Annotated in this window: 22 protein-coding genes and 1 pseudogene; 12 read left to right on the top strand and 11 right to left on the bottom strand. The window is 70.9% G+C overall.

What is annotated here, in order from left to right; translation table 11 throughout:
- Positions 1 to 62 precede the first annotated feature (62 nt).
- Complete coding sequence (locus ABZ463_RS38015) at positions 63 to 1,001, top strand: YafY family protein (RefSeq protein WP_362784294.1); 939 nt, start codon at positions 63 to 65, stop codon at positions 999 to 1,001.
- Positions 1,002 to 1,079: 78 nt separating this feature from the next.
- On the opposite strand, the gene ABZ463_RS38010 is transcribed toward ABZ463_RS38015, so the two are convergent.
- A complete protein-coding gene (locus ABZ463_RS38010; RefSeq protein WP_362784291.1) occupies positions 1,080 to 1,724 on the bottom strand; it encodes a LysE family translocator in 645 nt (214 codons plus the stop codon).
- A gap of 234 nt (positions 1,725 to 1,958) precedes the next feature.
- On the opposite strand from ABZ463_RS38010, the gene ABZ463_RS38005 reads away from it, so the two are divergent.
- Positions 1,959 to 2,450 (top strand): VOC family protein, encoded by a 492-nt coding sequence (locus ABZ463_RS38005; protein ID WP_362784288.1) that lies wholly within the window; start codon positions 1,959 to 1,961, stop codon positions 2,448 to 2,450.
- A 51-nt stretch (positions 2,451 to 2,501) separates the two neighbouring features.
- On the opposite strand, the gene ABZ463_RS38000 is transcribed toward ABZ463_RS38005, so the two are convergent.
- Both ABZ463_RS38000 and ABZ463_RS37995 read right to left on the bottom strand, forming a co-directional pair.
- Positions 2,502 to 3,230: a DUF4184 family protein gene (locus tag ABZ463_RS38000; protein ID WP_362784286.1), complete on the bottom strand. Its 729-nt coding sequence runs from the start codon at positions 3,228 to 3,230 to the stop codon at positions 2,502 to 2,504.
- A gap of 44 nt (positions 3,231 to 3,274) precedes the next feature.
- Positions 3,275 to 4,393, bottom strand: a complete 1,119-nt coding sequence (locus ABZ463_RS37995) for a WD40 repeat domain-containing protein (protein WP_362784283.1) — start codon at positions 4,391 to 4,393, stop codon at positions 3,275 to 3,277.
- 185 nt (positions 4,394 to 4,578) lie between these two features.
- Here ABZ463_RS37995 and ABZ463_RS37990 point away from each other — a divergent pair, with 185 nt between their 5' ends.
- Positions 4,579 to 5,103 carry a hypothetical protein gene (locus tag ABZ463_RS37990; RefSeq protein ID WP_352012246.1) on the top strand — a complete coding sequence of 175 codons (525 nt, stop codon included), beginning with the start codon at positions 4,579 to 4,581 and terminating at the stop codon, positions 5,101 to 5,103.
- A gap of 39 nt (positions 5,104 to 5,142) precedes the next feature.
- On the opposite strand, the gene ABZ463_RS37985 is transcribed toward ABZ463_RS37990, so the two are convergent.
- Complete coding sequence (locus tag ABZ463_RS37985; protein ID WP_362784280.1) at positions 5,143 to 6,204, bottom strand: cation diffusion facilitator family transporter; 1,062 nt, start codon at positions 6,202 to 6,204, stop codon at positions 5,143 to 5,145.
- A 71-nt stretch (positions 6,205 to 6,275) separates the two neighbouring features.
- Between ABZ463_RS37985 and ABZ463_RS37980 the strand changes: the two genes are divergently transcribed.
- The 5 genes from ABZ463_RS37980 (at position 6,276) to ABZ463_RS37960 (ending at position 8,537) form a co-directional block, all read left to right on the top strand.
- A complete protein-coding gene (locus tag ABZ463_RS37980) occupies positions 6,276 to 6,632 on the top strand; it encodes a metalloregulator ArsR/SmtB family transcription factor (protein ID WP_352012244.1) in 357 nt (118 codons plus the stop codon).
- Between the two features lie 60 nt (positions 6,633 to 6,692).
- Positions 6,693 to 7,145, top strand: a complete 453-nt coding sequence (locus tag ABZ463_RS37975) for a MarR family transcriptional regulator (RefSeq protein ID WP_362784277.1) — start codon at positions 6,693 to 6,695, stop codon at positions 7,143 to 7,145.
- A gap of 189 nt (positions 7,146 to 7,334) precedes the next feature.
- Positions 7,335 to 7,688, top strand: coding sequence for a DoxX family protein (locus ABZ463_RS37970; RefSeq protein ID WP_352012242.1), 354 nt, complete (start codon positions 7,335 to 7,337; stop codon positions 7,686 to 7,688).
- Between the two features lie 213 nt (positions 7,689 to 7,901).
- Complete coding sequence (locus ABZ463_RS37965) at positions 7,902 to 8,309, top strand: hypothetical protein (protein ID WP_352012241.1); 408 nt, start codon at positions 7,902 to 7,904, stop codon at positions 8,307 to 8,309.
- Positions 8,310 to 8,318: 9 nt separating this feature from the next.
- The gene (locus ABZ463_RS37960) at positions 8,319 to 8,537 is read left to right on the top strand and encodes a helix-turn-helix transcriptional regulator (RefSeq protein ID WP_352012240.1); all 219 of its coding nucleotides are present in this window, start codon (positions 8,319 to 8,321) and stop codon (positions 8,535 to 8,537) included.
- A gap of 20 nt (positions 8,538 to 8,557) precedes the next feature.
- On the opposite strand, the gene ABZ463_RS37955 is transcribed toward ABZ463_RS37960, so the two are convergent.
- On the bottom strand, positions 8,558 to 9,655 hold the full coding sequence (locus ABZ463_RS37955; RefSeq protein WP_362784272.1) for a helix-turn-helix domain-containing protein: 1,098 nt from the start codon (positions 9,653 to 9,655) through the stop codon (positions 8,558 to 8,560).
- 303 nt (positions 9,656 to 9,958) lie between these two features.
- On the opposite strand from ABZ463_RS37955, the gene ABZ463_RS37950 reads away from it, so the two are divergent.
- On the top strand, positions 9,959 to 13,633 hold the full coding sequence (locus ABZ463_RS37950; protein WP_362784269.1) for a hypothetical protein: 3,675 nt from the start codon (positions 9,959 to 9,961) through the stop codon (positions 13,631 to 13,633).
- Positions 13,634 to 13,655: 22 nt separating this feature from the next.
- On the opposite strand, the pseudogene ABZ463_RS37945 reads toward ABZ463_RS37950, so the two are convergent.
- Positions 13,656 to 13,997: pseudogene (locus tag ABZ463_RS37945) on the bottom strand (VOC family protein); the annotation flags it as partial.
- 55 nt (positions 13,998 to 14,052) lie between these two features.
- On the bottom strand, positions 14,053 to 15,165 hold the full coding sequence (locus ABZ463_RS37940; RefSeq protein WP_362784267.1) for an ABC transporter substrate-binding protein: 1,113 nt from the start codon (positions 15,163 to 15,165) through the stop codon (positions 14,053 to 14,055).
- Between the two features lie 467 nt (positions 15,166 to 15,632).
- On the opposite strand from ABZ463_RS37940, the gene rsgA reads away from it, so the two are divergent.
- From rsgA to ABZ463_RS37925, 3 genes are all read left to right on the top strand, one after another.
- Positions 15,633 to 16,709 (top strand): ribosome small subunit-dependent GTPase A, encoded by a 1,077-nt coding sequence (gene rsgA, locus ABZ463_RS37935; protein ID WP_362784264.1) that lies wholly within the window; start codon positions 15,633 to 15,635, stop codon positions 16,707 to 16,709.
- A gap of 59 nt (positions 16,710 to 16,768) precedes the next feature.
- A complete protein-coding gene (locus ABZ463_RS37930) occupies positions 16,769 to 17,716 on the top strand; it encodes a GNAT family N-acetyltransferase (RefSeq protein WP_362784262.1) in 948 nt (315 codons plus the stop codon).
- Between the two features lie 235 nt (positions 17,717 to 17,951).
- The gene (locus tag ABZ463_RS37925) at positions 17,952 to 18,626 is read left to right on the top strand and encodes a GAP family protein (RefSeq protein ID WP_362784259.1); all 675 of its coding nucleotides are present in this window, start codon (positions 17,952 to 17,954) and stop codon (positions 18,624 to 18,626) included.
- Between the two features lie 14 nt (positions 18,627 to 18,640).
- Here the strand turns inward: ABZ463_RS37925 and ABZ463_RS37920 are convergent, their stop codons facing one another.
- The 4 genes from ABZ463_RS37920 to ABZ463_RS37905 are packed head-to-tail and all read right to left on the bottom strand — an operon-like array spanning position 18,641 to position 23,075.
- Positions 18,641 to 19,333 carry a methyltransferase domain-containing protein gene (locus ABZ463_RS37920; protein ID WP_362784257.1) on the bottom strand — a complete coding sequence of 231 codons (693 nt, stop codon included), beginning with the start codon at positions 19,331 to 19,333 and terminating at the stop codon, positions 18,641 to 18,643.
- Positions 19,334 to 19,349: 16 nt separating this feature from the next.
- Positions 19,350 to 20,645, bottom strand: a complete 1,296-nt coding sequence (locus tag ABZ463_RS37915; protein WP_362784254.1) for an MFS transporter — start codon at positions 20,643 to 20,645, stop codon at positions 19,350 to 19,352.
- Between the two features lie 55 nt (positions 20,646 to 20,700).
- Positions 20,701 to 22,002 carry an aminotransferase class III-fold pyridoxal phosphate-dependent enzyme gene (locus tag ABZ463_RS37910; protein ID WP_362784251.1) on the bottom strand — a complete coding sequence of 434 codons (1,302 nt, stop codon included), beginning with the start codon at positions 22,000 to 22,002 and terminating at the stop codon, positions 20,701 to 20,703.
- Positions 21,999 to 23,075 (bottom strand): methyltransferase, encoded by a 1,077-nt coding sequence (locus tag ABZ463_RS37905; protein WP_352012424.1) that lies wholly within the window; start codon positions 23,073 to 23,075, stop codon positions 21,999 to 22,001. The genes ABZ463_RS37910 and ABZ463_RS37905 overlap by 4 nt, the downstream gene beginning before the upstream one ends.
- Between the last annotated feature and the right edge of the window lie 9 nt (positions 23,076 to 23,084).

Below are 23,084 nucleotides of genomic sequence, written 5' to 3'. Positions count from 1 at the left end.
CTCCTGTGGCGCAACGCTAGGGCGGATTGTGGACGATTTCTGCCCTCATTAGGATCGGGTTCATGTCCCGTCCGGCAACCCGTGTCCTGGCGCTGTTGGAGATCCTCCAGGACCGCGGCCTGGTGCCCGCCGACGAACTGGCCCGGCGCCTGGCCGTCGACGCACGTGCCGTCCGCCGGTACGTCACGGCCCTGCGCGACATGGACATCCCCGTCGAGTCGGTCCGCGGCCGTTACGGCGGCTACCGGCTCGCGCACGGCGTTCGCCTGCCGCCCCTGATGCTCTCCGACGACGAGGCGGTGGCCGTCGCCGCCGCGCTGGTCACCGGCAGGCACGAACCGGTGGGCGAGCCGGGCCCGGCCGACCGGGTGCTGGTCAAGCTCAACCGCGTCCTGCCCGCCGCGTTACGCCGGCGTGTCACCGCGCTGGTCTCCTCGACCTCCGCGACGACGGGCCCGCTGACCCCGGACCCGCACCTGGTCCTGACGCTGGCCGCGGCCGTCCACGCGCGTCACACCGTACGGATCGAGCACACCCGCGGCGCGCGTGAGGTGGACCCCTACGGGCTCGTCGTGCACGGGCGCCGCTGGTACCTGGTCGGGCACGACCACCTGCGCGACGCCGTCCGCATGTACCGCCTGGACAGGATCGGCGCCGCCGCGGAACTGCCCGCCCGGTTCACCCCTCCCGAGGAGTTCGACCCCACCGACCACGTCATGCGGACGATGACGCTCGGGGCCTGGACCCACCGCACCGAGGTGTGGATGGACACCGACCTTGAAACCGCACGTGACCGGCTGCCCGCCCCCTTCGGCGACCTGTACCCCTGCCCGGAAGGCGGGGTTCTCCTGGTCAGCGGGGCCGAGGACCTGAAGGCCATGGCGCGCGTCCTGACCGGTCTGCCCTGGTCCTTCACCGTCAGGAACCCGCCCGCCCTGGTCACGGCGCTCACCGAGCACGTCGCCTCCCTCGCCCAGGCCGTGGCCCGCTCCCAGCCGTAGAAGGTCACAGCCCCCTACGGCACGCGCCGGTTGTCCGGCGGACGAGAGCGGCGTCGGCGAACCGCTCAGGCCGGAGTGTCAGCGGCTCTCGACGGCCATCCGCAGGCCCAGGGCGATGAGGACCGTGCCGCTGACCGCTTCCAGCCTGCGCCGGATCGCCGGGCGGCGAAACCACGCCCCGGCCCGTCCGACCACGGCCGCCAGTGCCAGGTACAGGACGATCTCGATGGCCACCTGGACCGCGGCGAGCAGCGAGGTCGTGGCGAACAGCGGCCGGTCGGCGGGTACGAACTGGGGATAGAAAGCGATCATGAAGGCGGCGATCTTCGGGTTGGCCAGCATCACGACCGCCCCCTCACCGAACGCCTTCCACCAGGACGGCGACGATCCGGGCCCAGGCTCCTCCGCCACCGTCTCCCCGGCCCGCGCACCGCGCCACGCCGTACGCCAGGCCCTGAAGCCGAGGTACAGCAGGAAGCCGCCGCCCACCACGCGCAGGATCAGGTAGGCCACCTCGGAGGCGGCGACGAGGGCGGTGAGCCCGGTGGCGGCGAGCAACGCCCACGCGTACAGGCCCGCCTCCAGGCCCAGCACCGTGGGCACCGCGCCGGAGAAGCCGTGCAGGGCCGCGCGCCGCAGGATCAGCGCCATCGCGGGCCCCGGTGAGGAGGAGATCAGCATGACGGCGAGGACGAAGGCGGGCAGCGAGGAGAGGAGGTCCATGGAGGGCATCATGATCGTCCATATATCGCCCGTTCAACGGATTTAGTGCCATATACAGGTTTCTGCCAGGGCCTCGCCGACGGCCGGGAAGGCGACGGCGGGAACACTCTTTACCCCCTGGAGTGGGCGTCCTCCCCTGCGGGGGAATCGTTTCCTGGCGGGTTCTTTCGGGACCCGACCTGCGCCGATCAGCACCACCGCTGAGAAGGCAGAGTGCGAACGGGGGTAGGGATCATGACCGTTTCCAGCGCTCCGATGAACCTCACCCGAGCCGCCCACGTTGGGATCTCGGTCTCGGACCTGGACGCGTCGATCGCGTTCTACAGGGCCCTCACCGGACGGGAGCCCGTCGTCGCGGACGAGACCATGCACAGTGTGCCCTTCGGTGAGGCACAGGGGCTGCCCGTCGCGAAGCTGCGGTACGCCACGTTCAATCTCGACAACGTCGGCATCGACCTCATCCAGTTCCAGGACCCGGTCGGGGAGCGGACGAACGGGGCGGCGAACCGTCCGGGCTCGATGCATCTGTGCTTCAAGGTCGACGACTTCGACGCGGTGTACGGGCGTATGAAAGAGGCCGGGTACGACTTCCTCGGCGAGGACTACACGTTCATCGCGGGCGAGGTCACTCCTGACGCGGCACTCGGCACCCAGGTCGCCTACTTCAACGATCCTGACGGCACCAATCTGGAGATCATCCGGCCTGAGGGAGGTTTCTCCAACTGAGACCGCCGATCCGGCCAGGCCGGTCCGGCCGGATCCGGGAGCGGCCGTGGATCAGCTCCTCGTCCGGGACGGGGCCAGGCGAAGGAAGGCGGCGTAGGCCAGCAGCACCAGCACGACCGCGTCGATCGTCAACGTCACCAGCGACCGCACCACCAGCCCGGCGCCCACCGTCACGATCAGCCCGGCCGCCAGCACTCCCATCGCCGCCGGCAGCGCCAGCCGTACTCCCAGGCCCGGCTGGGACACCGGTTCGCTCAACGGCCTGCGCCACAGCCACCAGCAGGCCGAGCCCAGCGCCGTCAGGGTGATCAGTGAACCGACCAGGTGCACCCCCTCGGACTCCATCAGCACCACGTCCCCGGCGGCGAGCAGCCACTCGTCCACCAGGCGGTCCCACAGCAGGTGGGTGGCGATCCCGACGGCGGCGGCCACCGGCCACCATGCCCAGTGCGCCGCCCGCCCCCGGCCGCGGCGCCCCATCCTGCGGGCCAGCGCCTGGGGCAGCAGGGCGCGGACCGGGGCGGCGCACACCGTGATCACCCCGGCCAGGATCAGCGCCATGACCAGGTCGAAGACCATCGACCCCGTCTCCACCCGGTGGGTCTGCCCGGCGTCCCGCAGCGGGGACCATGGCGCGGAGACCGGAACGAGCACGTCGGTGAGCCCGTAGGGGACGAAGTAGGGAAGGTCGGGGACCATCGCTCCTGCGGCCAGCGCCGCCGGTGGCAGGAACCGGCGCAACGGGATCGCGACAACAGGATGAATAAGGGTAAAAGGCACGAAATGGCACACTATCGGCCATGGCGGGGTGGTGTTGACAATGGTCATGAGCCCCCGGTGGGCGCCGGACCATCGGTCCGCCCGCGGGTTCGCAGGTCCCACAGCCGGACCGTGCCGTCCTCGTCACCGCTGAGCAGTACCTGGTCGCCGTTCACCGTGCCCGCCGCGAGCGCGGTCACCGCCGTCCCGGGTCGAACGGTCATCTCCGCCAGGACCGCACCGTCGGCGGGGTCCCGTAGCTGGATCGGAGCCCCGGCGACCCGGCCCGTGACAAGGACGGGTCGCCGGCCGTCCAGGGCCACGGTGAACGAGGGGAAGGAGAAGAGCCGGGCGTCCTCCTGCCGGTTCTCGACGGACGGGCCGAGCTCCTGCCGCCTTTCGAGATCCCACCGTCTCAGGCCGTAGTCGGAGCCCGTGACGAGGGTGGGCCGCCCGTCGAGGGTGAGCACCTGGAACCGGTCGAAGCTCTCGGCCTCCTGCCTGGCGGGCAGGACAGCACCGGTCCTGTGACGTGTGGTGAGATCCCAGAGCTGCGCGTGGCCGGGGTCGTCCCCGTGGTTGTCGACGGCGACGACGAGGATCGGCCGGGAGCGCACCCGCGCCGACGCCAGTGCCGTGATCGCCGTGCCCGCGCCGGTGTCCAGGCTCCCGGCGGACGTGCCCGAGGTCAGGTCCCAGATCCGGACCCGGCCCCGGCGGTCGCCGGTGAACAGTGCGGGAGCCCCCCGAAGGGCGCCGAAGGCGAACGCGGAGACAGGTGCGGGAACGTGGAGCAGCTCCCTGCGGGTGTCCAGATCCCACAGGCGCCCGCCGTACCCGCCGGCGGTGAAGACCACCGACCGGCCGTCCAGCTCGGCGACGGCGGCGCGGTCGCCGGGCAGCGGCCCCGCGGCGGGTTCCAGGGTGGGCAGCCACCGGACCCTGACCAGCCCGTCGGCCCCGGCGGTGACGGCCACGTCCCTGCCCCGCGACCTGCCGAAGGCCACTGTCCGGACGGCGGATCGGACAGCGGCCCGGTCTCCGGTGCTCGCCCGCGGACCGTCCTCTGGCGCATGTGTCCTGGAGGGCGTCGTGGTCACGGAGGAGCACCCGGCGAGGCCGGCGGAGCAGACCCCGGTGACCACGGCGGCGACGATCGATCGCCGGAGCGGCAGTCTGGGCATGCCCCTTTCTCCCAGACGGAGGTCCCACGGGCAACAGGACCCCGCTGTTCGCACCACCGGTTCCTGTACGGATTTGTACGGATAATTCGGCCGGGCTTTCACCGGTCACGGCGCCTCGTCAGCGTGGTTCCGGCAACGCCCCGTCACGGAGCGCACAACTCCGTACGAGCAGAGAGGAACCCCCGTTGTCCAGAGCCATCAGGACCGTGGTCGCCGCCACGGCGCTGTCCTGCGCCCTCGCGCTGACGGTCACGGCCGCCAACGCCGTGCCCAGCTCCCAGAACGGCACGCAGACCGGCGCGCAGTTCTTCGCCGGGGAGAGCGCTCCCTGGACCGCCCAGACGGTCGGGGCCTGGGGGAACATCCCGACGGCGTCCGTCAACGTCACCGTGCCCGCGGGGACGACCCGGTTCGTCGACGCCCGCTTCACCGCCGAGTCTCTCTGCGTCGGCGACCCCAGCGCGTGGTGCTCCGTGCGCGTCGTCGCGGTCAACTCCGCGGGAACGACCATCGAGCTGCAGCCGGTCACGAGTACGGACTACAGGTTCGACACCCCCGGCGGCGCCGAGGAGGCGCACGCCCTTGAGCGCTTCTCCCCCTCGCTGGGCCCCGGGACCTACACCGTCCGGGTGCAGGCCCTGCGCATCACCGGCATCACCCAGTTCACCCTGGACGACTACGCGTTCGTGGTCGGCCTCGTCGAGCCCTGAGGTGTGAGGGGACGGCACCGACCATCGGTGTCCCCGCGGTCAGGTGTGCGCCGCGAGGACCGCGTGGTGGTCGGTGCCCTCCGGCCCGTCGGGATCGGTGTGCACGGTGGCCGCCCGCAACCGGGGCAGCTCGTGGATGAGGTGGTGTTCGGCCTCGACCGCCACCGCGTGCGCCCGCACCAGCGACAGTTCGTGACCGACCACGATGTCGACCTCCGCGCGCAACGCGTGCCCGATCCAGCGCAGCCGTATCGAGCCGACACGCTTCACACCCGCGACCCGGGCGACGATCTGCTCGGCCTGTTCGACCAGGGAGGGATCGACCGCGTCCATCAGCCGGTGGTAGACCTCCCGGGCCGCGTCCCTCAGCACGAAGCAGATCCCCACCGTGATCAGCAGGCCGACGACCGGGTCGGCGAGCGGCCAGCCGAGCGCGGCGCCGCCCGCGCCGAGGAGGACGGCCAGGGAGGTGAAGCCGTCGGTACGGGCGTGCAGGCCGTCGGCCACCAGGGCGGCCGAGCCGATCTCACGGCCGACCCTGATCCGGTAACGGGCCACCCACTCGTTGCCGAGGAAACCGACCACGCCCGCGACGGCCACCCAGCCGAGCGCCTGGACGTTCTCGGGGACGATCAGGCGCCTGATCGCCTCATAGGCGGCCATGCCCGCCGAGGCGGCGATCAGGATCACGATGACGATCCCGGCCAGGTCCTCCGCCCGGCCGTACCCGTAGGTGAACCGGCGCGTGGCCGCCCGCCGTCCCAGCGAGAAGGCGATCGCCAGCGGGACGGCGGTCAGCGCGTCGGCGACGTTGTGCAGGGTGTCGCCCAGCAGCGCCACCGACCCCGAGGCCGCCACGATCACCGCCTGGACCAGCGCGGTCACCATGAGCACGGCGAAGGAGATCGCCAGCACACGCATGCCACGGGTGCTGGACTCCAGCGCCACGTCGGTTTTGTCGGCGCTGTCGTGACTGTGTGGGACGAAGGCGTGCCTGGCGCGGGCCAGCAGTCCACGACTCCCGCCATGCCCATGCCCATGCCCGTGGCCGTGGCCGTGGGGATGGTGGTGCGGCTCGTGGGGGGTGGTGTGATCGCTCACGACAGCTCCAGTCTGTGCGAATCGGGGTGAGCCGGTTGGACGGCGGACCGCCCATCCCTCATTATGTGCAGATGAGCGCACGCATGCACCTATCAGGTGCGCATGACTCGCAAGAGCGTGACCAGGGCGAACGCCTGGCCGTCGCCGCCGACATCCTGTCCCTGCTGGCCGACCGCACCCGCCTGGCCCTGCTGCGGCGGCTGTCAGAAGGCGAGGCGGACGTGACGACGCTCACCGCCGCCTGCGACCTCGCCCGCCCGGCGGTCAGCCAGCACCTGGCCCGCCTTCGCCTGGCCGAGCTGGTCACCACCCGAAAGGAGGGCCGCCGCGTGATCTACGCTCTGCGTCACGGACACCTGCGGCGTCTGGTGGACGAGGCGCTCAACGCCGCCGACCACCAGCTCGGGCACCTTCCCCCGCACGACTGAACGCACCCCCGAACCACCTCGCCGCCCGGGAACCACGCCGGGCGTGAAATAGTTCAGGGCGTGGCGGATATTCGAATCGAGTGGCCGGACCCGGAGGGCCAGGAGATCGTGGAGCGTCTGTTCGCCGTGGCGGCGGCCCTGCGCGTGAACTTCGAGGAGACCGCCGCCCATGTCGGGCTCACCGTTCCGCAGGCCCAAGCACTGATCCACCTCCAGGAGCCCCAGCGCATGGGAGGGGTGGCCGCACATCTGCGCTGCGAGCCGTCCCACGTGACCGCGATCGCCGACTCCCTCGAACGGAGCGGCTTCCTACGCCGGGAACCGGACCCCGAGGACCGCAGGGCCAAGCGGCTTCTCCTCACAAGCCGTGGACACCAGCTCAGGGACCGCCTCCTGGCCCGCCTGTTCGAAAACGCGCCGATCATCTCGGTGCTCGACGCCGGCCAGCGGACCGAGTTGCTCTCGCTGCTGCGCACGGCCCAGTCGGCGACCGGACCCGGCACCCGGAACTGAGCCCCGGAGGGGCCCGCCTCCACGGTTGGCCCGGCACCGTCGGGCGGTGTCATCGCTGCCTGGAAGCCGTTCGTCCTTGACGTGGCGAGGCCCTTTGGCCCTGGTGGGCCCCCCGCCGCCATGCGAGAAACAACTTCTGATAGAAAACAGTTCAATCATTGAAGTAATTTCCGTGAGGAGATCGCGGCCATGTTCATCGCCACCGCCGTCCTGTCCGTCCTGCTGGCCCTCGCCTTCGCCGGAGCAGGCTTCCCGAAGGCCTCCGGCAAGGAGGAGATGGCCGCCCAGCTCGGCAGACTCGGCGTGTCCGCCGGGTTCATGCGCGTCATCGGCGCACTGGAGATCATCGGAGCCGTCGGCCTGATCGCCGGGCTGTGGGTCGGAGCCCTCGGCGTGGCGGCGGCGATCGGCCTGGCGCTCCTCATGGCCGGCGCCGTCGCCACCCACGTCAAGGCCCGCGACGCCGCCAAGGGCAGCCTGCCCTCCCTGGTCCTGCTGGTGCTCAGCGCGGTCACGGCCGCCCTTGGCCTGGCCGCCCTCTGAGTCCTCCTCCGCGCGGAGCGCCCACCCGGTCCTCGTTCTCCTCGGAAGCGCCCTCGGCGGTTCGGGGCGCGGGCCGGAGAACACCGCGGTGGCCGTCGGAACGGACGGCCAAGACCGCCTCCCGGAGGGTCTGGGGACGTCGAAATGTAAAGCACACCTTCCATGAAGTCATGGACACTTTACTTCATGGAAGGTGTGCTTTACATTCGTTCCATGGCAAACCAGATACAGCAGGACCAGCTGACACGCGCGGCCCGGCGCGCCGTGCTCATCGACGGCATACCCGTGTCCACTTTGGGGGTGATCGCCCTGGCCCTCGGCAGCAACCCCGACCAGAGCACCGCCCAGAAGGCCTGGTGGATCGCGACCACCATCGTGTTCACCCTCGCGATCGCCTGGGTGCTGCTGCGTGCGTTCCGGCGCGCGGACGAATACCTGCGCAGGATCCAGCTGGAGAGCATGGCCGTCGCGTTCGCCGCGGTCCTCGTGGCACTGCAGGTGGCCACCCTGCTCGACGCCGCGGGTGTCGTACGGCTCCAGCAGCTCGCGCAGGTGATCCTTCTCGGCGGTGTGGCGACATGGCTGCTGATCGCGGACCTGCGCACCCGCCTGAACCGGTGACGGCCCACCATGAAGAACCGACTGCGCGAGCTGCGTGCGGCCCGCCGATGGAGCCAGGCCGACCTGGCCGACCGGTGCGAGGTCTCCCGGCAGGCCATCAACGCCATCGAGACCGAGCGGTACGACCCCAGCCTGCCCCTGGCCTTCACCATCGCCGACGTCTTCGGCCTGACCATCGAGGAGATCTTCCAGCCCGACCGACCGGAAGCGACGGACAACCCGCTCTGACGCCGAATCCTTTCAAAAGGTCAGGTGGCGCGGGTTCCGCGGCTCCTCGGCGGTTTCGAGGTCGCCGGGACATCGACGCCGGGTTGGCCTCCCCACGGCTTGAGCATGTCGCATGACGACCGGGAGGGCGTTTCCGGTGCCTGTTGTCCGATGAGGTGGATGCGGTGACGGTAATCGATCGGAGAGATCTCGTAGGCGGCGCGAAAAAGACGACTGAAGTGCGCGTTGTTGGCGAATCCCCAGCGAGCGGCGATGGCGTGGACGGGCCGGAGCCGCAGAGCGGGGTCGGCCAGGTCATGGCGGCAGCGTTCCAGGCGGCATGAGCGGATCCAGGCGGCCACACTCAGCCCCTGGTCCTGAAAAAGCCGGTGCAGGTAACGAACGGAGATCTGGTGTGCCGCGGCGATGCCCGCGGGGCACAACTCCGGGTCGCTCAGATACCGCTGGATGAACGCGTGGATGCGTGCCCGCAACATCTGACGGGGCGACTCGGTCTGCGGGAAGGAGCCTGCTTCGAGGATGTGAGCGCAGGTCGCGGCGACCAGGTCCAGGGTGATCATGGACAGCCGGGTGGCGTCGGCCGCGCTGCAACTGGAGGTGTGCCGGGCCAGCCCAAGGATGTGCCGGCGCAGCAGGGCGCCGACCCCGGCCGAGCAGGGCAGGCTTCGACCGGCGAGCCGTACCAGAGAGTCGGCGGGCAAGGGCATCAGCACCTTGGGGATGTACAGGATCACGATCTCGGCACCACCGGTCGCGTCGGCCAGCAGGTGGATGTGGAAGGGCTGGGTGGTGTCGTGGAACAGCAGGTCCCCCGGGCCCGCGATCACCTGCCGACTCCCCAGATCCAGCTGCTCGGCGCCGCGCAGGGGCAGCGAGAGGCAGTACGTCCCGGGGGCCGAGCGGCGGATCAGCGTGTCGGCACGCCAGACCTGCGACGGCGGGAACGAAAGCCATGACAGGTGCAACGCCCCGAGACCGATCCGGCGCACGACGGCGTGGGACGCCTCTTCGTGGTCGCCGAGGACGACCGCGGGAGGCCGTCCGCCGACCGTTTCCCGGTGCCGGACGAAACGGCCGGCGGATGGTTCGTGGTCACGGAAAACGGGCTCGGTATTCACCGTGGAATTCGTTGGCTGCCCGCCGCGCTCGTCGAGGCGCAAGAAAGCCTCCAGCTCGTTCTTTGGAAGACGTGTCTTTTCCTTTCTCGACCATAGGTAGCCGCCGGAGAGGTTGTTGCGCAGGTCAGGCCCCGGTGCGCAACAAAAAGAATCCGATCGGCGCAGGCCGCAATTCTCTGACGGGCGCACCCGAAACCACGCAGCCGATCCGGTGAAGGAACGCCACGGTTGCCGCTGTTTCTCGGCCTGAGTTAATTTGACGGCTCGGTCGACCTCTCGGCGCCGAGGCGGAGGGAGCACTGGATGGGCCGGAGTGAGACTCCCCTGGATCCCACCGCGGGGGTGGTCCAACGTTTCGCCTACGAGCTCCGTAAACTGCGGCAGGAGGCGGGTGGTCCCACCTACCGGGAAATGGCCGACCAGGCGGGATATTCGGTCAGCGTGCTGTCGCGGGCGGCGGCCGGGCAGCGGCTGGCGTCCTGGCCTGTGGTGGAGGCCTACGTACGCGCCTGTGGCGGGGACGTGGCCGACTGGCGGACGCGCTGGCGGCAGGCGGCCGAAGAACACGCCTCCCCCGCCGCCGGTGAGGAGGAGCGGGCCGCGCCGTACCAGGGGCTGACGCACTACGACGTCGGCGACCGTGACCGCTTCTTCGGCAGGCAACGGTTGCTGGACCAGGTGACAGGAATGCTGGAGCGGCGGCGCCTGGCCGCGGTGTTCGGCCCGTCGGGCAGCGGCAAGTCCTCACTGCTACGCGCCGGCCTGATCCCCGCCGCCCGGTACGGTGCCCTGGGCGAACCTGTGCCGGTCGTCGTGACGCTCACTCCCGGTGCCCACCCGATGCGTGAGCACGCCGGCACCTTCACCGCCTTCACCGGGGGTGAGCTGGTGGTGGTCGACCAGTTCGAGGAACTGTTCACCCTGTGTTCGGACGTGGCCGAGCGGGCCGCGTTCATCGACCTGCTGCTGGCGACGGCCGGACCGGGCGGTGGGCGGGTGGTCCTCGCGGTGCGGGCCGACTTCTTCGGCCGTTGCGCCGAGCATTCCACTCTCGCCGAGGCCCTGCAGGGCTCGACGGTGCTGGTCGGGCCGATGAACCGGCAGGAGTTGCGGGAGGCGATCGTCAAACCGGCCGCCGCCGCCGGGCTGATCGTGGAACGCGCCCTGACCGACCGGATCATCGAGGACGTGGCGGGAGAGGCCGGTGGGCTGCCGCTGATGTCACACGCGCTGCTGGAGACCTGGCGACGCCGCCGTGGCACTCTGCTGACCCTGGAAGGCTACGAACGGGCCGGCGGAGTGCACGGGGCGATCGCCGCCACCGCCGAGCAGGTTTACACGCACCTGTCTCCCGAGCAGGCCGACCAGGCCAAGCGGGTGCTGCTGCGGCTGGTCAGCCCGGGTGAGCAGGCGGCCGACACCCGCTGCCCGGTCTCCTATGAGGACTTCGACCATGTCGCACACCCCGAAGGGGTGCTGGAACGGCTCGCCCGGGTCCGGCTGGTGACGCTGCACGACGACCACGTCGAACTGACCCACGAGGCGCTGATCACCTCCTGGCCGCGGCTGCGCGCCTGGATCGATCAGGAGCGTGAGCTGCTGCGCCTGCGGCGGCGCCTGGGTGAGGCCGCCGCCCTCTGGAACGAGCACGGCCGGGACGCCGGTGTCCTGTACCGGGGAACGCGCCTGACCGCCGCCAAGCCGTTGCTGAGCCACCCCGACGACCTCACCGTCGCCGAGCAGGCCTTCCTGCGGGCCTCCGTGCGGGCGGCGGAGTCGGCCGACCGCGCCACCGCCCGGCGCAGGCGGCTGGCGCGGCTGGCGGTGGCCGCGCTGGCCGTCCTGGCCATCGTGGCCTCGGGCGCCGCCGTGTCCGCGGTCGCCGCGGCCCGCCAGGTCGACGCCCGTGGCCGCGAGATCCTGGCCCAGCTCGTCGCCAAAAGAAGTGACGAACTGGCCGCGACGGACCCGGCCCTGTCCGGGCTGCTGGCCGCCGCCTCCTGGCGTTTCGCCTCCACCGCCGAGGCCCGCTACGACATGCTGACCATGCTGACCGGTTCCCTGGACGGAGTTCTGAAAAACCCCACCGGCGCCGTCACCACCGTGGTCTTCAGTCCCGACGGCCGCCTGCTGGCCACCGCCGGCGCCGACGGGAGCGTTCAGCTGTGGCAGTTCGCCTCCCATCAGCTCGTCTCCACCTTGTTCGTCGGCCCCGCCCGCTACGGCGCTGTCCTCACGATGGCCTTCAGCCCGGACGGCCGCCTGCTGGCCACCGCCGGCGTCGGTGAGGACGTGCGGCTGTGGGAGGTCGCCACCCGTCGCCTGGTCGGGGCCCTGCCCACCAGTCACACCACCGCCGTCACCACCATGCAGTTCAGCCGGGACGGTGTCCGGCTGAACACCGCCGACGACGAGGGAGGCGTCCAGGTGTGGGACGTCGTCGCTCGCCGTCCGGTCGCCACCTTGCCCATCGCCTCTGCTCGCGGCGCCGTCATGGTGGCCTTCAGCCCCGACGGCACCACCGTTTCCGCCAGTTACCTTGATGGGGCACGCGTACAGCGCTGGGATCTGGCCACTCGCCGCATGAAGGGCCCGATGTTCGACGGCGACGTCGGAATGTCCCCTCGGGTGAGGTTCAGCGCCGACGGCGCCGTCGCCGCCACCTTCGGGATGGCGAGTCCGAGTGTGCGGTTATGGGACGCCGCCACCGGCAGCCCGGTCGGCCGTCCCCTGCCGACGGGCTACACCGGCGACCTGGCACTCAGCTCGGACGGCGCCATGCTGGCCGTCGTCGACGAAGGCGGCAGACGCATCCGGCTGTGGGACGCCCGTACCCAGAGGCCCGTCGGCGTTCCGTTGAGCGGACACACCGGCCCGATCACGAACATCGCGTTCAGTCCGAGCGGCGGCATCCTGGCCAGCGTCAGTGATGACGGCACCATCCGGTTGTGGAACACCGCGACATTCCACGAGATCAGCGGCCTTCCATCCGGTCACACCCTCGATGTCACCGCCGTGGCCTTCAGCCCGGACAGCCGTCTGCTGGTCAGCGGTGGAACCGACAAAACCTTCCGCCTGTGGGACGTCACGACGCGCCGCCCGAGCGGCTCCCCCGTGACCGGCTCCGCCAGCGGTATCGCCACACTGGCGTTCAGCCCTGACGGCCGTCTGCTGGCGACCTCCGGCAGCGACGCGAACGTTCACCTCTGGGACGCCGTCACCCGCCAACCGGTCGGTGCTCTCGCCCTTGGCAACTCCGAAAGTGTGGTGAACTCGGTCGCCTTCAGCCCCGACGGCCGTCTGCTGGCGGCGGGGAACTGGCGCGGCGTCATCCGGCTGTGGGACGTGGCCTCTCATCTCCCGGTGGGCGCTCCCCTCGTGAGGGGAAGCAGGCCGGTGAACTCGGTCGCCTTCAGCCCTGACGGCCGTCTGCTGGCGGCGGGGAACTGGCGCGGCGTCATCCAGTTGTGGGACGTGGCCTCCCATCTCCCGGTCGGTGCTCCTCTGGAGGGGCACAACGGTCCGGTGAACTCGGTCGCCTTCAGCCCCGACGGCCGTCTACTGGCCACGGGTGGGCAGGACAGGACCATCCGGCTGTGGGACATGGCCACCCGCCTCCCGGTCGGTGCTCCTCTGGAGGGGCACAACGGTCCGGTGAACTCGGTCGCCTTCAGCCCCGACGGCCGTCTACTGGCCACCGGTGGGGAGGACAGGACCATCCGGCTGTGGGACATGGCCACCCGCAGGCCGATCGGCACTCCCCTGTCCGGTCACAGCCGTGCCGTCCGCACGGTCGCCTTCAGCCCCGACGGTCGCCTGCTGGCCACCGGTGGGGAGGACAGGACCATCCGGCTGTGGAAGACGGAGCTGCCCCCGGATCCGCCCGCGGCGGTCTGCGCCGCCGTGGGGCGCTCCCTCACCCGGCAGGAATGGCAGCAGTATGTTCCCGGGGAGTCGTATCAGCAGATCTGCCCTTGACGATCCGCGGACCAAGCTCTCAGCGCGGGGCGAGGACGCAGAACTCGTTGCCCTCCGGGTCGGCGAGAACCGTCCAGGGAACGTCGCCCTGGCCCACGTCGGCGGACGTCGCGCCAAGGGCCCGAAGGCGCGCGACCAGGTCCGCCTGGTGGGCGGCGGAGGTGGTCGCGAGATCGACGTGCAGGCGGTTCTTCACCGTCTTGGGTTCCGGTACGGCGACCACGTCGATGTACAACGCGGCGGGGTCGGGATAGGCGAAGCCCACGGGTTCGACGTTGGTCACGCCGGGTCCCTCGCTGGAGACGCCCCAGCCGAGGGCCTCCGCCCAGAAGCCGCCGACCACGGAGTCATCCCGGGCGTCCATCGCAATCTGTACAAGCCTCGTCGCCATGCCGCCGATCCTACGAGGGAGAACCGGCTCAGCCGGAGTGCAGGACCCGGAGGCGACCGGGTTCCGCCGGGTCCCGGTCGACGATCTGGACCGGTGCCCAGACCCACTGCCGGACGCTGATGCCCGGAGTGCGGGAGAACCGGATCCACCCACGGGTGCCCTCGACCGCGACGTGCGGCCATGCTTCGGCGACACGTGCCCGGTCCGTGCCGTGGGACCGCAGCGCGTCGGCGAGGACGGCGATCGTGTCGTAGCCCTCGAAGGCCACGAAGGAGGGTGCTTCGGCCAGCCGTTCGCGAAGGGCCGTCTCGACGCGTGCGCCGAGCGGGCTGAGGACTTCGGGCAGGTAGCGCAGGAAGGGGATCGCGACGCCGTCGTCGCCCAGCAGCGTCGCCCACTCGGCGGACTCCGGTTGCCCGGCCGGAGCGCCGATCATGATCTCGCCGAGGCGCGGGTCACGGCGGACGGACGTGACGATCGACGCCGCCGGCTCCGGGTGACCGACCAGAAGGAGAAGGGCTGTCGCGCGGTCACGGACGAGTGCGTCGCACACGGCCGCGGGGGTGAGTGCGAGCATGTCGAGTTCGGTGACGGTGCCGCCACGGGGGGCGAGGTGGTCCCGCAGGACGCGGGTCCCGGACGCCCAGTAGACACTCGGCTGGACCGCCACGGCGATCCGGCTGTGGCCCGCGCGGAGAAGGAAGTCCGCGTAGATCCGCCAGCCGTGGGACTGCGCGGGGGCCAGGCGCGCGACCCACTCCGTCGGCCGCTCGGTGAGCTCGTCGAGGACCGCCGACGAGCAGAGGAACGGCAGGCCGAGGGCGTCGGCCCTGGCTGCGGCGGCTCGGGCGACGACGCTGTGATACTCCCCCACGAGGGCGGTCACCCCCAGACCGGCCAGTTCGTCCACGGCCGCCGCGGCCTTCTGCGGATCGGCCGCGGTGTCCCTGACCACCAGTTCGAGCGGCCTTCCGGCGATGCCCCCGGCGTCGTTGACCTCGTGAACGGCCAGCTCAAGTCCGGCGATCAGGTGCCGGCCCGCCTCGACCCAGCCAGGCCGGGTCAGCGGGGCAAGAGCGCCGATCCGGATGGATGACTCGGCGGCCCGTTCCGCTCCAGATGACGACGATGACGTGTTCATGTGCTGGCGTCTCCTGTGCGGTGAGTCATTGAGCGGTTTGCCTGGATCACGGAGTGGCAAGGCCTGATCGTACGCGGCGGGGCGCGCCCGGGTGATGAGGCCACCGCCGTCAGGGCCGGAACGCGTCGGCGTCACGTGCACCAGTGTGCGAACGTCCGTGGTCCGCGTCCGAGCGGTCGTTCCACGGCGTCGGTGAGGAAAGGTCACGGTGGACCTCACCGGTAGCGGTACAACTGACCCTGGTCGGGGTGCTAGGCTGCCGTTCGTTCGGTATTGGATCGGTGTGGGAGGGAGGTGAGGTTTGATGACCGCGGTGAAGACCGCTGCCATGGGCAGCGCCCGGACCAACCTCACGTCCCGGGCCCCGGTCTGACCCACTTCTTCCCCCAGCCTTGAGCCATCGGGTTCGCCAGGCGGGGTGACGTCCGCGTCTCGTCGGGGCCCCTTCTCCGCAAGGGTCTCTCACGTTGCCATACACGTACACCGATCCATCCGGCCTGTTCAGGTACGGGTGGACCGGCGCACTCGACCGAACCTTCACCGAGCACTACGAAGCGGGCCTCGTGCCGGCGCGGATCTCCCGGGTCGATCGCGGCCTGTGCACGGCGATCACCACGTCGGGCCCGCTGCGGGCCTCGTTCGCCGCGCCGTACCCGCCCGACCCGCTCCTGACGCCCTGCACCGGCGACTGGGCCGCGCTGCGCCCGGGCGCCGAACCGCACCTGGCGGCGCTGCTGCCGCGGCACAGCGCGATCGTGCGCTCGTCGGCGTCCAGGTCCTCCCACGGACAGGTGCTCGCCGCCAACGTCGACACGGTCGTCATCGCCCTGTCCCTGGCCACGCCCCTGGACGCGGCCAAACTGGAGCGGCTGCTCGCCCTGGCCTGGGAGAGCGGGGCGCAGCCGGTGATCGTCTTGACCAAGGCGGACCTGGCCGACGATCCCGAGGCCGTCCACGCCGAGGCCGAAGCGCTGGCACCCGGCGTGGACGTCCTGGTCACCAGCGTCGCCACCGGTCACAACATCGACGTGCTGGCCGCGCTGGTGCGCGGTACCACCGTGCTGCTCGGCCCCTCGGGCGCGGGCAAGTCCAGCCTCGGCAACACGCTGCTCGGCGAGGAGCGGCTGGCCACCGGCACGGTACGCGAGCAGGACGGCAAGGGCCGCCACACCACGGTCCGCCGCGAACTGGTTCCCCTGCCCGGCGGCGGGGTCCTCATCGACACGCCCGGCCTGCGCGGGATCAGCCTGCATGACGCCGCCGACGGCCTGGAGCAGGTCTTCGCCGAGATCGAACGCCTCGCCCGGGACTGCCGCTTCGGCGACTGCGCCCACGACACCGAACCGGGTTGCGCGGTTCAGGCCGCCATCGACGCGGGCGAGCTGACCGGACGCCGTCTGGACAGCTACCGCAAGCTGCAACGGGAGAACGCCTGGGCGGCCGCACGTACCGATGCCCGGTTGCGCGACGAGCGCGTCAACCGGCAGAAGGCCATCACCAGTCACCTGCGCGCCACCTACAGGTTCCGGGACCAGCAGCCATGACCGGCCGCGTCCCACCGACCTCCTCGACCGTTCATCGGCCACCCGGAGGCCGCACCACCATGCCCGGAAGACCGTACGACCCGGTCGGCGACCCCACAGTGGCGGCGTTCTTCGCCCTGCACGACAACCTGGCACGTCAAGGCCCCGGCTCCGACGCGACCGCCCGCCACCTGCTGTCCCTGGCCGGGCCGCCGACGCCGCGCCCGCGCGTGCTGGACATCGGCTGCGGGCCGGGCCGCTCCTCGCTGGTGCCGACCCAGGCCGGAGCCGAGGTCACCGCGGTCGACCTGCGTCAGCCGTACCTCGACTGGTTCGAGGAGTACCGCACGCCGCTGTCACAGCGCGCCCACGCGGCCGACCTGGCCGTACCCGGGATGCGCGAGGCGGTCGCGGCCACCCTGCAAGAGATCACCATGCGCCGCGAGCACGGCGCTGACTACCGGTACACCGGCTATGTCCTGCATCCGCAGAAGGACAAGGAGACGAACCCGACCATGACCTCTTCCTGGACCACCCGTCCCGAGAACGCCGGCGACGTCGCCGCCATCCGCGACATCAACCTCGCCGCCTTCCCCAGCCCGCACGAGGCCGACCTTGTCGAGGCTCTGCGAGCCGACCCGCAGGCGTGGCTGCCCGGCCTGTCCTGGCTGGCCGAGACCCCCGACGGCGATCTCGCTGGATACGCGTTGCTCACCCGCTGCCATGTCGGCGACTCACCCGCCCTCACCTTGGGCCCGTGCGCCGTCAAGCCCGACCATCAGCGGCAGGGCTCCGGGTCCGCCGCCATCCGCGCCGCTCTGCGAGCCGCCCGTGAGCAGGGCGAGAACCTGGTGCTCGTGCTCGGCCACGCCGAGTACTACCCCCGCTTCGGCTTCACCCCGGCCTCCGGGTACGGAATCCGCCCGCCCTTCGACGTCGAGGACAAGTACATGATGGCGCTCGCCTTCAACCCTGAACAGCCGGTCCCGAGCGGCGTCATCCGCTACCCGGCGGCGTTCGGCGTCTGACCTCACGCTCCTCGAACGCAGCGAACGGCCCCCAGCACCGCTGGGGGCCGTTCGCCCGTCGCGAAGGTCGGCGGAGCGGCTTCGCGGCCGAGCATCCGTGGTGCGAGATGGGGCAGGTTCACGAGATCGCCAAGCATCATCCCAGGTCAAAGGGGGTAAGCCAATCGCAGCTTGGGGGTCCGGGCCGTACGCCGCTCCAACGAAACCGCGGCCATCGCCTACCGGGAGGGCGACCATGGGTGAGGCGTTCGCCGACATGCTGCCCTACACGCTGGGCCTGATCGTCTCACCGTTCCCGGTCGTGGCCGTCATCGCGTTGCTGATCAGCGCCAACGGGCGGGCCAAGGCCCTGCTGTTCGAGATCACCTGGCTGATCATGAGCTGGGTCGTGCTGCTGGCCCTCATCGCGCTGCTGGGCGCCACCGGTGCCACCGGCCACGAGTCGCCCGCCTGGGCCGGTTGGATCAGCCTGGTCATCGGCGTCCTCCTGCTCCTGACGGCCTTCTTCGGTGTTCGCAGGGCCGTACGCCGCAAGGAGGGCAGGGACCCGAAGGTGCCCGGCTGGATCGCCGCGATGGACACGATGACCAAACCCAGGATCGCCGGAGTGGCGGCCGTGCTCATCGTGGCCAACCCGGTCAACCTCGCCTCCCTGGCCGGCGGTGCCGTCGCCGCGGGCCGGGTGCCACTGCCCGCGGGGCGGCAGGTGATCCTCGCGGCCGCGTTCGTCGTCATCGGCAGCCTCGGCGTGCTCGCCCCCTACGCCACCGCGCTCAGCAAGGACGGCCCGCAGCGACTGCGGCGGATGCGCGGCTGGCTGATCCGGCACAACGGCGCCCTGTCCCTGCTGCTGATCCTGGTGTTCGGCATGCTGTTCCTCGCCAGGGGCCTGCGCGGCCTGCTGGCCTGAGGCGTACCCGCGAGTCAGTGAGTCCGTGGAGTCCGTGGAGTCCGTGGGGTCGCGGTGAACCAGGTGCGGTCGTCGGTGAGCCACCGGCCCAGGGTCAGGTCCGCCTCGGCCAGGTCGCCGGCGAGTTCGGCTCCGTCGACGGGGTGGCGGCTGAAGGCGTGGGTCCAGGTTCGTTCGCCGACGTGGTAGTCGATGACGACGTCGACGCACGGCCCGTCCCGGTGGACCTCTCTGACCACGCGCCGGATGCCGTCGTGTTCGTGCGCGGTCGGCTGGGCCGTGTCGAACCAGTCCGGGGCGGTCCGCTGGAAGACGGCCGTGCCGTTGGGGGCGAGGTGTTCACGGCAGGTCCGCAGGAAGGCGCGGCGTTGCGCCGGGTCCGTGTTGATCATGGTGCTGGCGAGCAGGACGGCGTCGAAGACGCGCCCCAGACGCACCGTCTCGATCCGGTCCCGTACGGCGGGCAGCTCTCCCAGGCGTTCCAGCATCGCCGGGGACTCGTCGACCCCCATGACCGGGTGGCCGAGATCGGCCAGGGGCCGCAGGATCCGGCCGGTCCCGCAGCCGAGCTCCAGGATCGACGCCCCGGCGAGCAGAGCCGCGTGCACGATCTCGGCCTCCCCCATCGGCGGCAGGAGGTCGTAGAACTCAACGGCACAGCCGTCCGGGGTGATCTCCCCGGGACCGGACCCGTGGTAGGGGCTCAAGATCGTTCCCTTCTCGTCACTCGGAGCGGGCGGCCTGCGGTGAGGCGGTCGAATCATCGTCGGAGAGTTCCTGGACGGAGCGCATGTGACGCACCGGTGAGAACCACAGGATCACGGTGGGCACGAACAGTCCGACACCGGCGACGAGCACCGTCTCCCTGAGACCGATCCGGCCGCCCAGCGCCCCGCCCGCCAGCGAGCCGAGCGCCAGCGCGCCCCAGGAGATCATGCGCACGGTCGCGACGACCCGTCCGAGCAGGTGGTCGGGGGTGACGGCCTGCCGCAGGCTGATGATCGTGACGTTGTAGATCGGGACCGCGAACAGTACGACGAAGTTCGCCGCCGCCGCGGTGACCAGCCCGATGCCGCCCCCGTGAACGGTCGCGAGGCCGAGCACCCCCACCCCGGGCAGCGCGGTGGACACCAGCAACGACCGCCCCGTGCCGAGGAAGCGTGTGACGGGTCCCAGGCAGAACGCGCCGCACAGCGCCCCCACGCTCCCCACCGAGATGATCAGGCTGACCCCACCGGCGCCGGTGCCGACGTCACGGATGAGGAACAGGAAGAACACGGCCGTCAGGGCGTCGAAGAAGAAGTTCCCCACGGCGCCGGCGATCATCGCCCAGCGCAGTACCGGATGGCGTAGCACCATGTCCAGGCCCTCGCGCAGCGAGGCCCGTATCGAGAGCGCCGTTCCGGACGGGGGCGGCGCCGGGCGTTCGTCCCTCTTGACGCCCAGCAGCGAAAGCGCGGACACGAGATAGCTGATCGCGTCGATGGCGACGACGACCGGCGGCCTCAGCACGCCGATCAGCAGGCCCGCGAGCCCGGGGCCCGCCACCTGGGCCAGCGATTCGGAGATCTGCAGCCTGCCGTTCGCCTCGACGAGGTGCCCACGCCCCACGAGGCCGGGCAGGAAGGCCTGGTAGGACACGTCGAAGACGACCGTCATCATGCCGATGACGAACGCCACCACGAACAGTTGCCCGATCGACAGGAAGCCGAGGCCGTACGAGACGGGGATCGAGCCCAGCAGCAGGGCCCTGACCGCGTCGGAGCCTATCAACAGCGGCCTGCGTCTGCCCCGGTCGACGAGCACGCCGATGAGCGGCGCGAACAGCAGGTACGGCAGGCGTTCGAGGAAGCCGAGGACACCGGCCTGCATCGGGGTCGCGTTCAGGACGACGACCGCGGTCAGCGGCAGCGCGACGAGGGTGATCTGCGTGCCGACCAGTGACAGTGACTGGCTCGACCACAGCAGCGCGAACGACCGGTTACGGACCACCGAGTCCGGTTTGAGACCGAGTTTCATCGTGCCGCTCCCCCATCCACTCGCTGCCCGCCTTCTCGCACGTCCCGGCACCGGATCACGGGCCGAGTTCCTCCAGCGCCTCGTCGAGCGCCGTCACGATCTGGGTCACGTCGTCCGCTGAGATCACCAGCGGGGGAATGATCATGATAGCCGGGCTTATCGCGAGTGCGGAGACGAGAACCCCCCGATCCTCCATCGCCAGCCGCAGATGGCTTGAGGCCGCCTCGTGAGCGGGCTCACCGTCCGGCCCGCGCATCTCGACGGCGTACATCAGGCCGGTACCCCGGACCGCGTTCACATGCGGATGCCTTTCGGCCACCGCGGTGAGACCGGCGTACAGCTCCGCGCCCCGGTGCTTCACGTTCTCCAGTACGCCGTCGCCGGTCAGCGTGTCCACCACGGCGATGGAGGCGGCCAGCCCGAGGGGGTGACCGTCGTTCGTCGAGCCGATGAGGAACTTCTGGTCGTAGTCGAGACCCAGAATCCGTTCGTAGACCGCGTCCGACAGGACCACGGCCGACAGGGGCGCGTATCCGGCGCTCAGGCCCTTGCCGAGGGTGAGCATGTCCGGCTGGACACCGACCTGTCCGGTGCGGGTGAACTCGCCCGTGCGGCCCATCCCGGTCGTCACCTCGTCGACGATCAGATAGATCCCGTGGTCCCGGCAGAAGGCCGCGAGCGTGTGCAGGTACTCGTCGGTGAGCACGTGGCCGCCCTCACCCACCACCGGTTCGACGACGACCGCCGCCACGCGTTCCGGACCGTAGGAGGTGATGAGCCGTTCGAGGTCTCCGGCCTCGCCGGGCCGCCCCGCGGTGAACGGGCCGGGAGCGTGTTCGACGTCGGGCAGCAGGGGGCCGGACTGTTCGTGCACGTACGGCATGCCGGTGAGCGCGCCTCCGGCGGCCCCGAGGCCGTGGTAGCCGCTCCACAGGCCGAACACCGCCCTGCGGGCGGGCGCACCGTCGGCGCGGTGCAGGAAACGGGCCAGCAGCACCGCCGTCTCGACCGCCTGCGCGCCGTTGCTGCAGTATCGGATCTTGTTCATCGTGGGGGGAAGGTGCGGCACGAGGGCGTTGGCCGCCTCGACGGAGATCGCGCTGGGCCGTCCGTAGCCGATCAGGTTGGCGTAGGCAAGGGTGTCGATCTGCTTCTTGACGGCCTCGCCGACGGCCTGGTGGCCGTATCCCAGCGTGACGTTCCACAGCCCGGAGCGGGCGTCGAGGAACCAGCGTCCGCCCCGGTCGCGTACCCGCACCCCCCGTCCCTCGACCAGCATGCTCTCCGGCCTGAGCGTCCGAAGGTAGGCGCCCATCGTGGGGCTGTTCCACAGCGGGTAGTCGGCAGGATCGATCAAGGCTTCACCTCTCCGATGTCCGATTCGGCCGGGGCCGTACCTCTGACGGCCTCGATCACGCTCATTCCCGGCGGACCGGTGACGACCTTCTCGAACCGCCATCCGCCGTGTTCCAGCAGCCGCCGATACTCCGTCAGCGTGCGTTCCCTGGCCCCCTCGTACAGGACCATCATGGCGACGTCGCTCCAGCTCTGCTGGGAGGCGGGGACGCCGTGTTCGGGAAGCAGGTCCTCGAACAGCAGGAGGCGGGCCTGCCTCGGCGCCCCGCTCGCGACGGCGCGGAGGATCCGGACCGCCGCGGCGTCGTCCCAGTCGTGCAACACCCGGGCGAGCAGATACAGATCGCCCGGCGGCGGCGGGACGAACAGATCGCCGGGATGGAGCGCGTATCGGCCGGACACCCCCTGACTCTCCAGGTACGGCCCGGCCAGAGCCAGGACCTGTGGCTGGTCGACGAGGACCGCCGTCGCCCCGGGCGCCTCCTGGAGCGCCCCGGCGGTCAGGACGCCGACGCCGCCCGCGACGTCGACGATCATCCCGCTCTCCGGCCAGTCGAGCAGCGGCAGGCACGGCAGCGACAGCAACCGCGCCTGCTCCACCATCGCCCTGCCGAAGGTCGTCTGCTCCTGCGGCCGCGGGGCGAGATACTCCCAGAAGCCCGTGCCGAGGACCCCGGGCGCCGCCGCGTGGCCCGTGGTGAGGGTCTCGGTCAGCGCGTGCGCGACGTCGGAGATCCCCAGCGTCGCGAACGTCGCCTGCAACGACATCGGGTGCGAGGCGCACAGCAGCCGTCCGCGTCCGGTGAGCGACACCTCATCCGGCACCGGGTCGAACGTGACGATCCCGTGGCCGGACAGCAGGCGCAGCACACGGCGCAGCGCGTCCTCGTCGGCACCGGCCTCGGCCGCCAGCCACGCGACCGGGCGGGCGCCGCCGGCGAGCAGATCGGGGACGCGGAGCCTGCTGATCGCGCACACGCAGTGCCACGCGACGCCGCTCTGGTAGATGTCGAAGAGCGCGCGGATGTCGGCGATCGGCTCGGTCGCCGTCTCCGCCGAAGGGGCGCCGTTCATCTGTCGCAC

Source organism: Streptosporangium sp. NPDC020145 (assembly GCF_040631275.1).
Classification (GTDB): Bacteria; Actinomycetota; Actinomycetes; order Streptosporangiales; family Streptosporangiaceae; genus Streptosporangium.
The sequence above is the reverse complement of the archived record's forward strand: the minus strand, read 5'-3'. Positions and strand labels throughout refer to the sequence as shown.

What these genes read in the sequence shown, in the direction of transcription:
- ABZ463_RS38015 (WP_362784294.1), top strand. Translation starts at nt 63, where the DNA reads ATGTCCCGTCCGGCAACCCGTGTCCTGGCGCTGTTGGAGATCCTCCAG.
- ABZ463_RS38010 (WP_362784291.1), bottom strand. Translation starts at nt 1,724, where the DNA reads ATGGACCTCCTCTCCTCGCTGCCCGCCTTCGTCCTCGCCGTCATGCTG.
- ABZ463_RS38005 (WP_362784288.1), top strand. Translation starts at nt 1,959, where the DNA reads ATGACCGTTTCCAGCGCTCCGATGAACCTCACCCGAGCCGCCCACGTT.
- ABZ463_RS37995 (WP_362784283.1), bottom strand. Translation starts at nt 4,393, where the DNA reads ATGCCCAGACTGCCGCTCCGGCGATCGATCGTCGCCGCCGTGGTCACC.
- ABZ463_RS37980 (WP_352012244.1), top strand. Translation starts at nt 6,276, where the DNA reads ATGAGCGCACGCATGCACCTATCAGGTGCGCATGACTCGCAAGAGCGT.
- ABZ463_RS37970 (WP_352012242.1), top strand. Translation starts at nt 7,335, where the DNA reads ATGTTCATCGCCACCGCCGTCCTGTCCGTCCTGCTGGCCCTCGCCTTC.
- ABZ463_RS37965 (WP_352012241.1), top strand. Translation starts at nt 7,902, where the DNA reads ATGGCAAACCAGATACAGCAGGACCAGCTGACACGCGCGGCCCGGCGC.
- ABZ463_RS37960 (WP_352012240.1), top strand. Translation starts at nt 8,319, where the DNA reads ATGAAGAACCGACTGCGCGAGCTGCGTGCGGCCCGCCGATGGAGCCAG.
- ABZ463_RS37950 (WP_362784269.1), top strand. Translation starts at nt 9,959, where the DNA reads ATGGGCCGGAGTGAGACTCCCCTGGATCCCACCGCGGGGGTGGTCCAA.
- ABZ463_RS37940 (WP_362784267.1), bottom strand. Translation starts at nt 15,165, where the DNA reads ATGAACACGTCATCGTCGTCATCTGGAGCGGAACGGGCCGCCGAGTCA.
- ABZ463_RS37930 (WP_362784262.1), top strand. Translation starts at nt 16,769, where the DNA reads ATGCCCGGAAGACCGTACGACCCGGTCGGCGACCCCACAGTGGCGGCG.
- ABZ463_RS37925 (WP_362784259.1), top strand. Translation starts at nt 17,952, where the DNA reads ATGGGTGAGGCGTTCGCCGACATGCTGCCCTACACGCTGGGCCTGATC.
- ABZ463_RS37915 (WP_362784254.1), bottom strand. Translation starts at nt 20,645, where the DNA reads ATGAAACTCGGTCTCAAACCGGACTCGGTGGTCCGTAACCGGTCGTTC.
- ABZ463_RS37905 (WP_352012424.1), bottom strand. Translation starts at nt 23,075, where the DNA reads ATGAACGGCGCCCCTTCGGCGGAGACGGCGACCGAGCCGATCGCCGAC.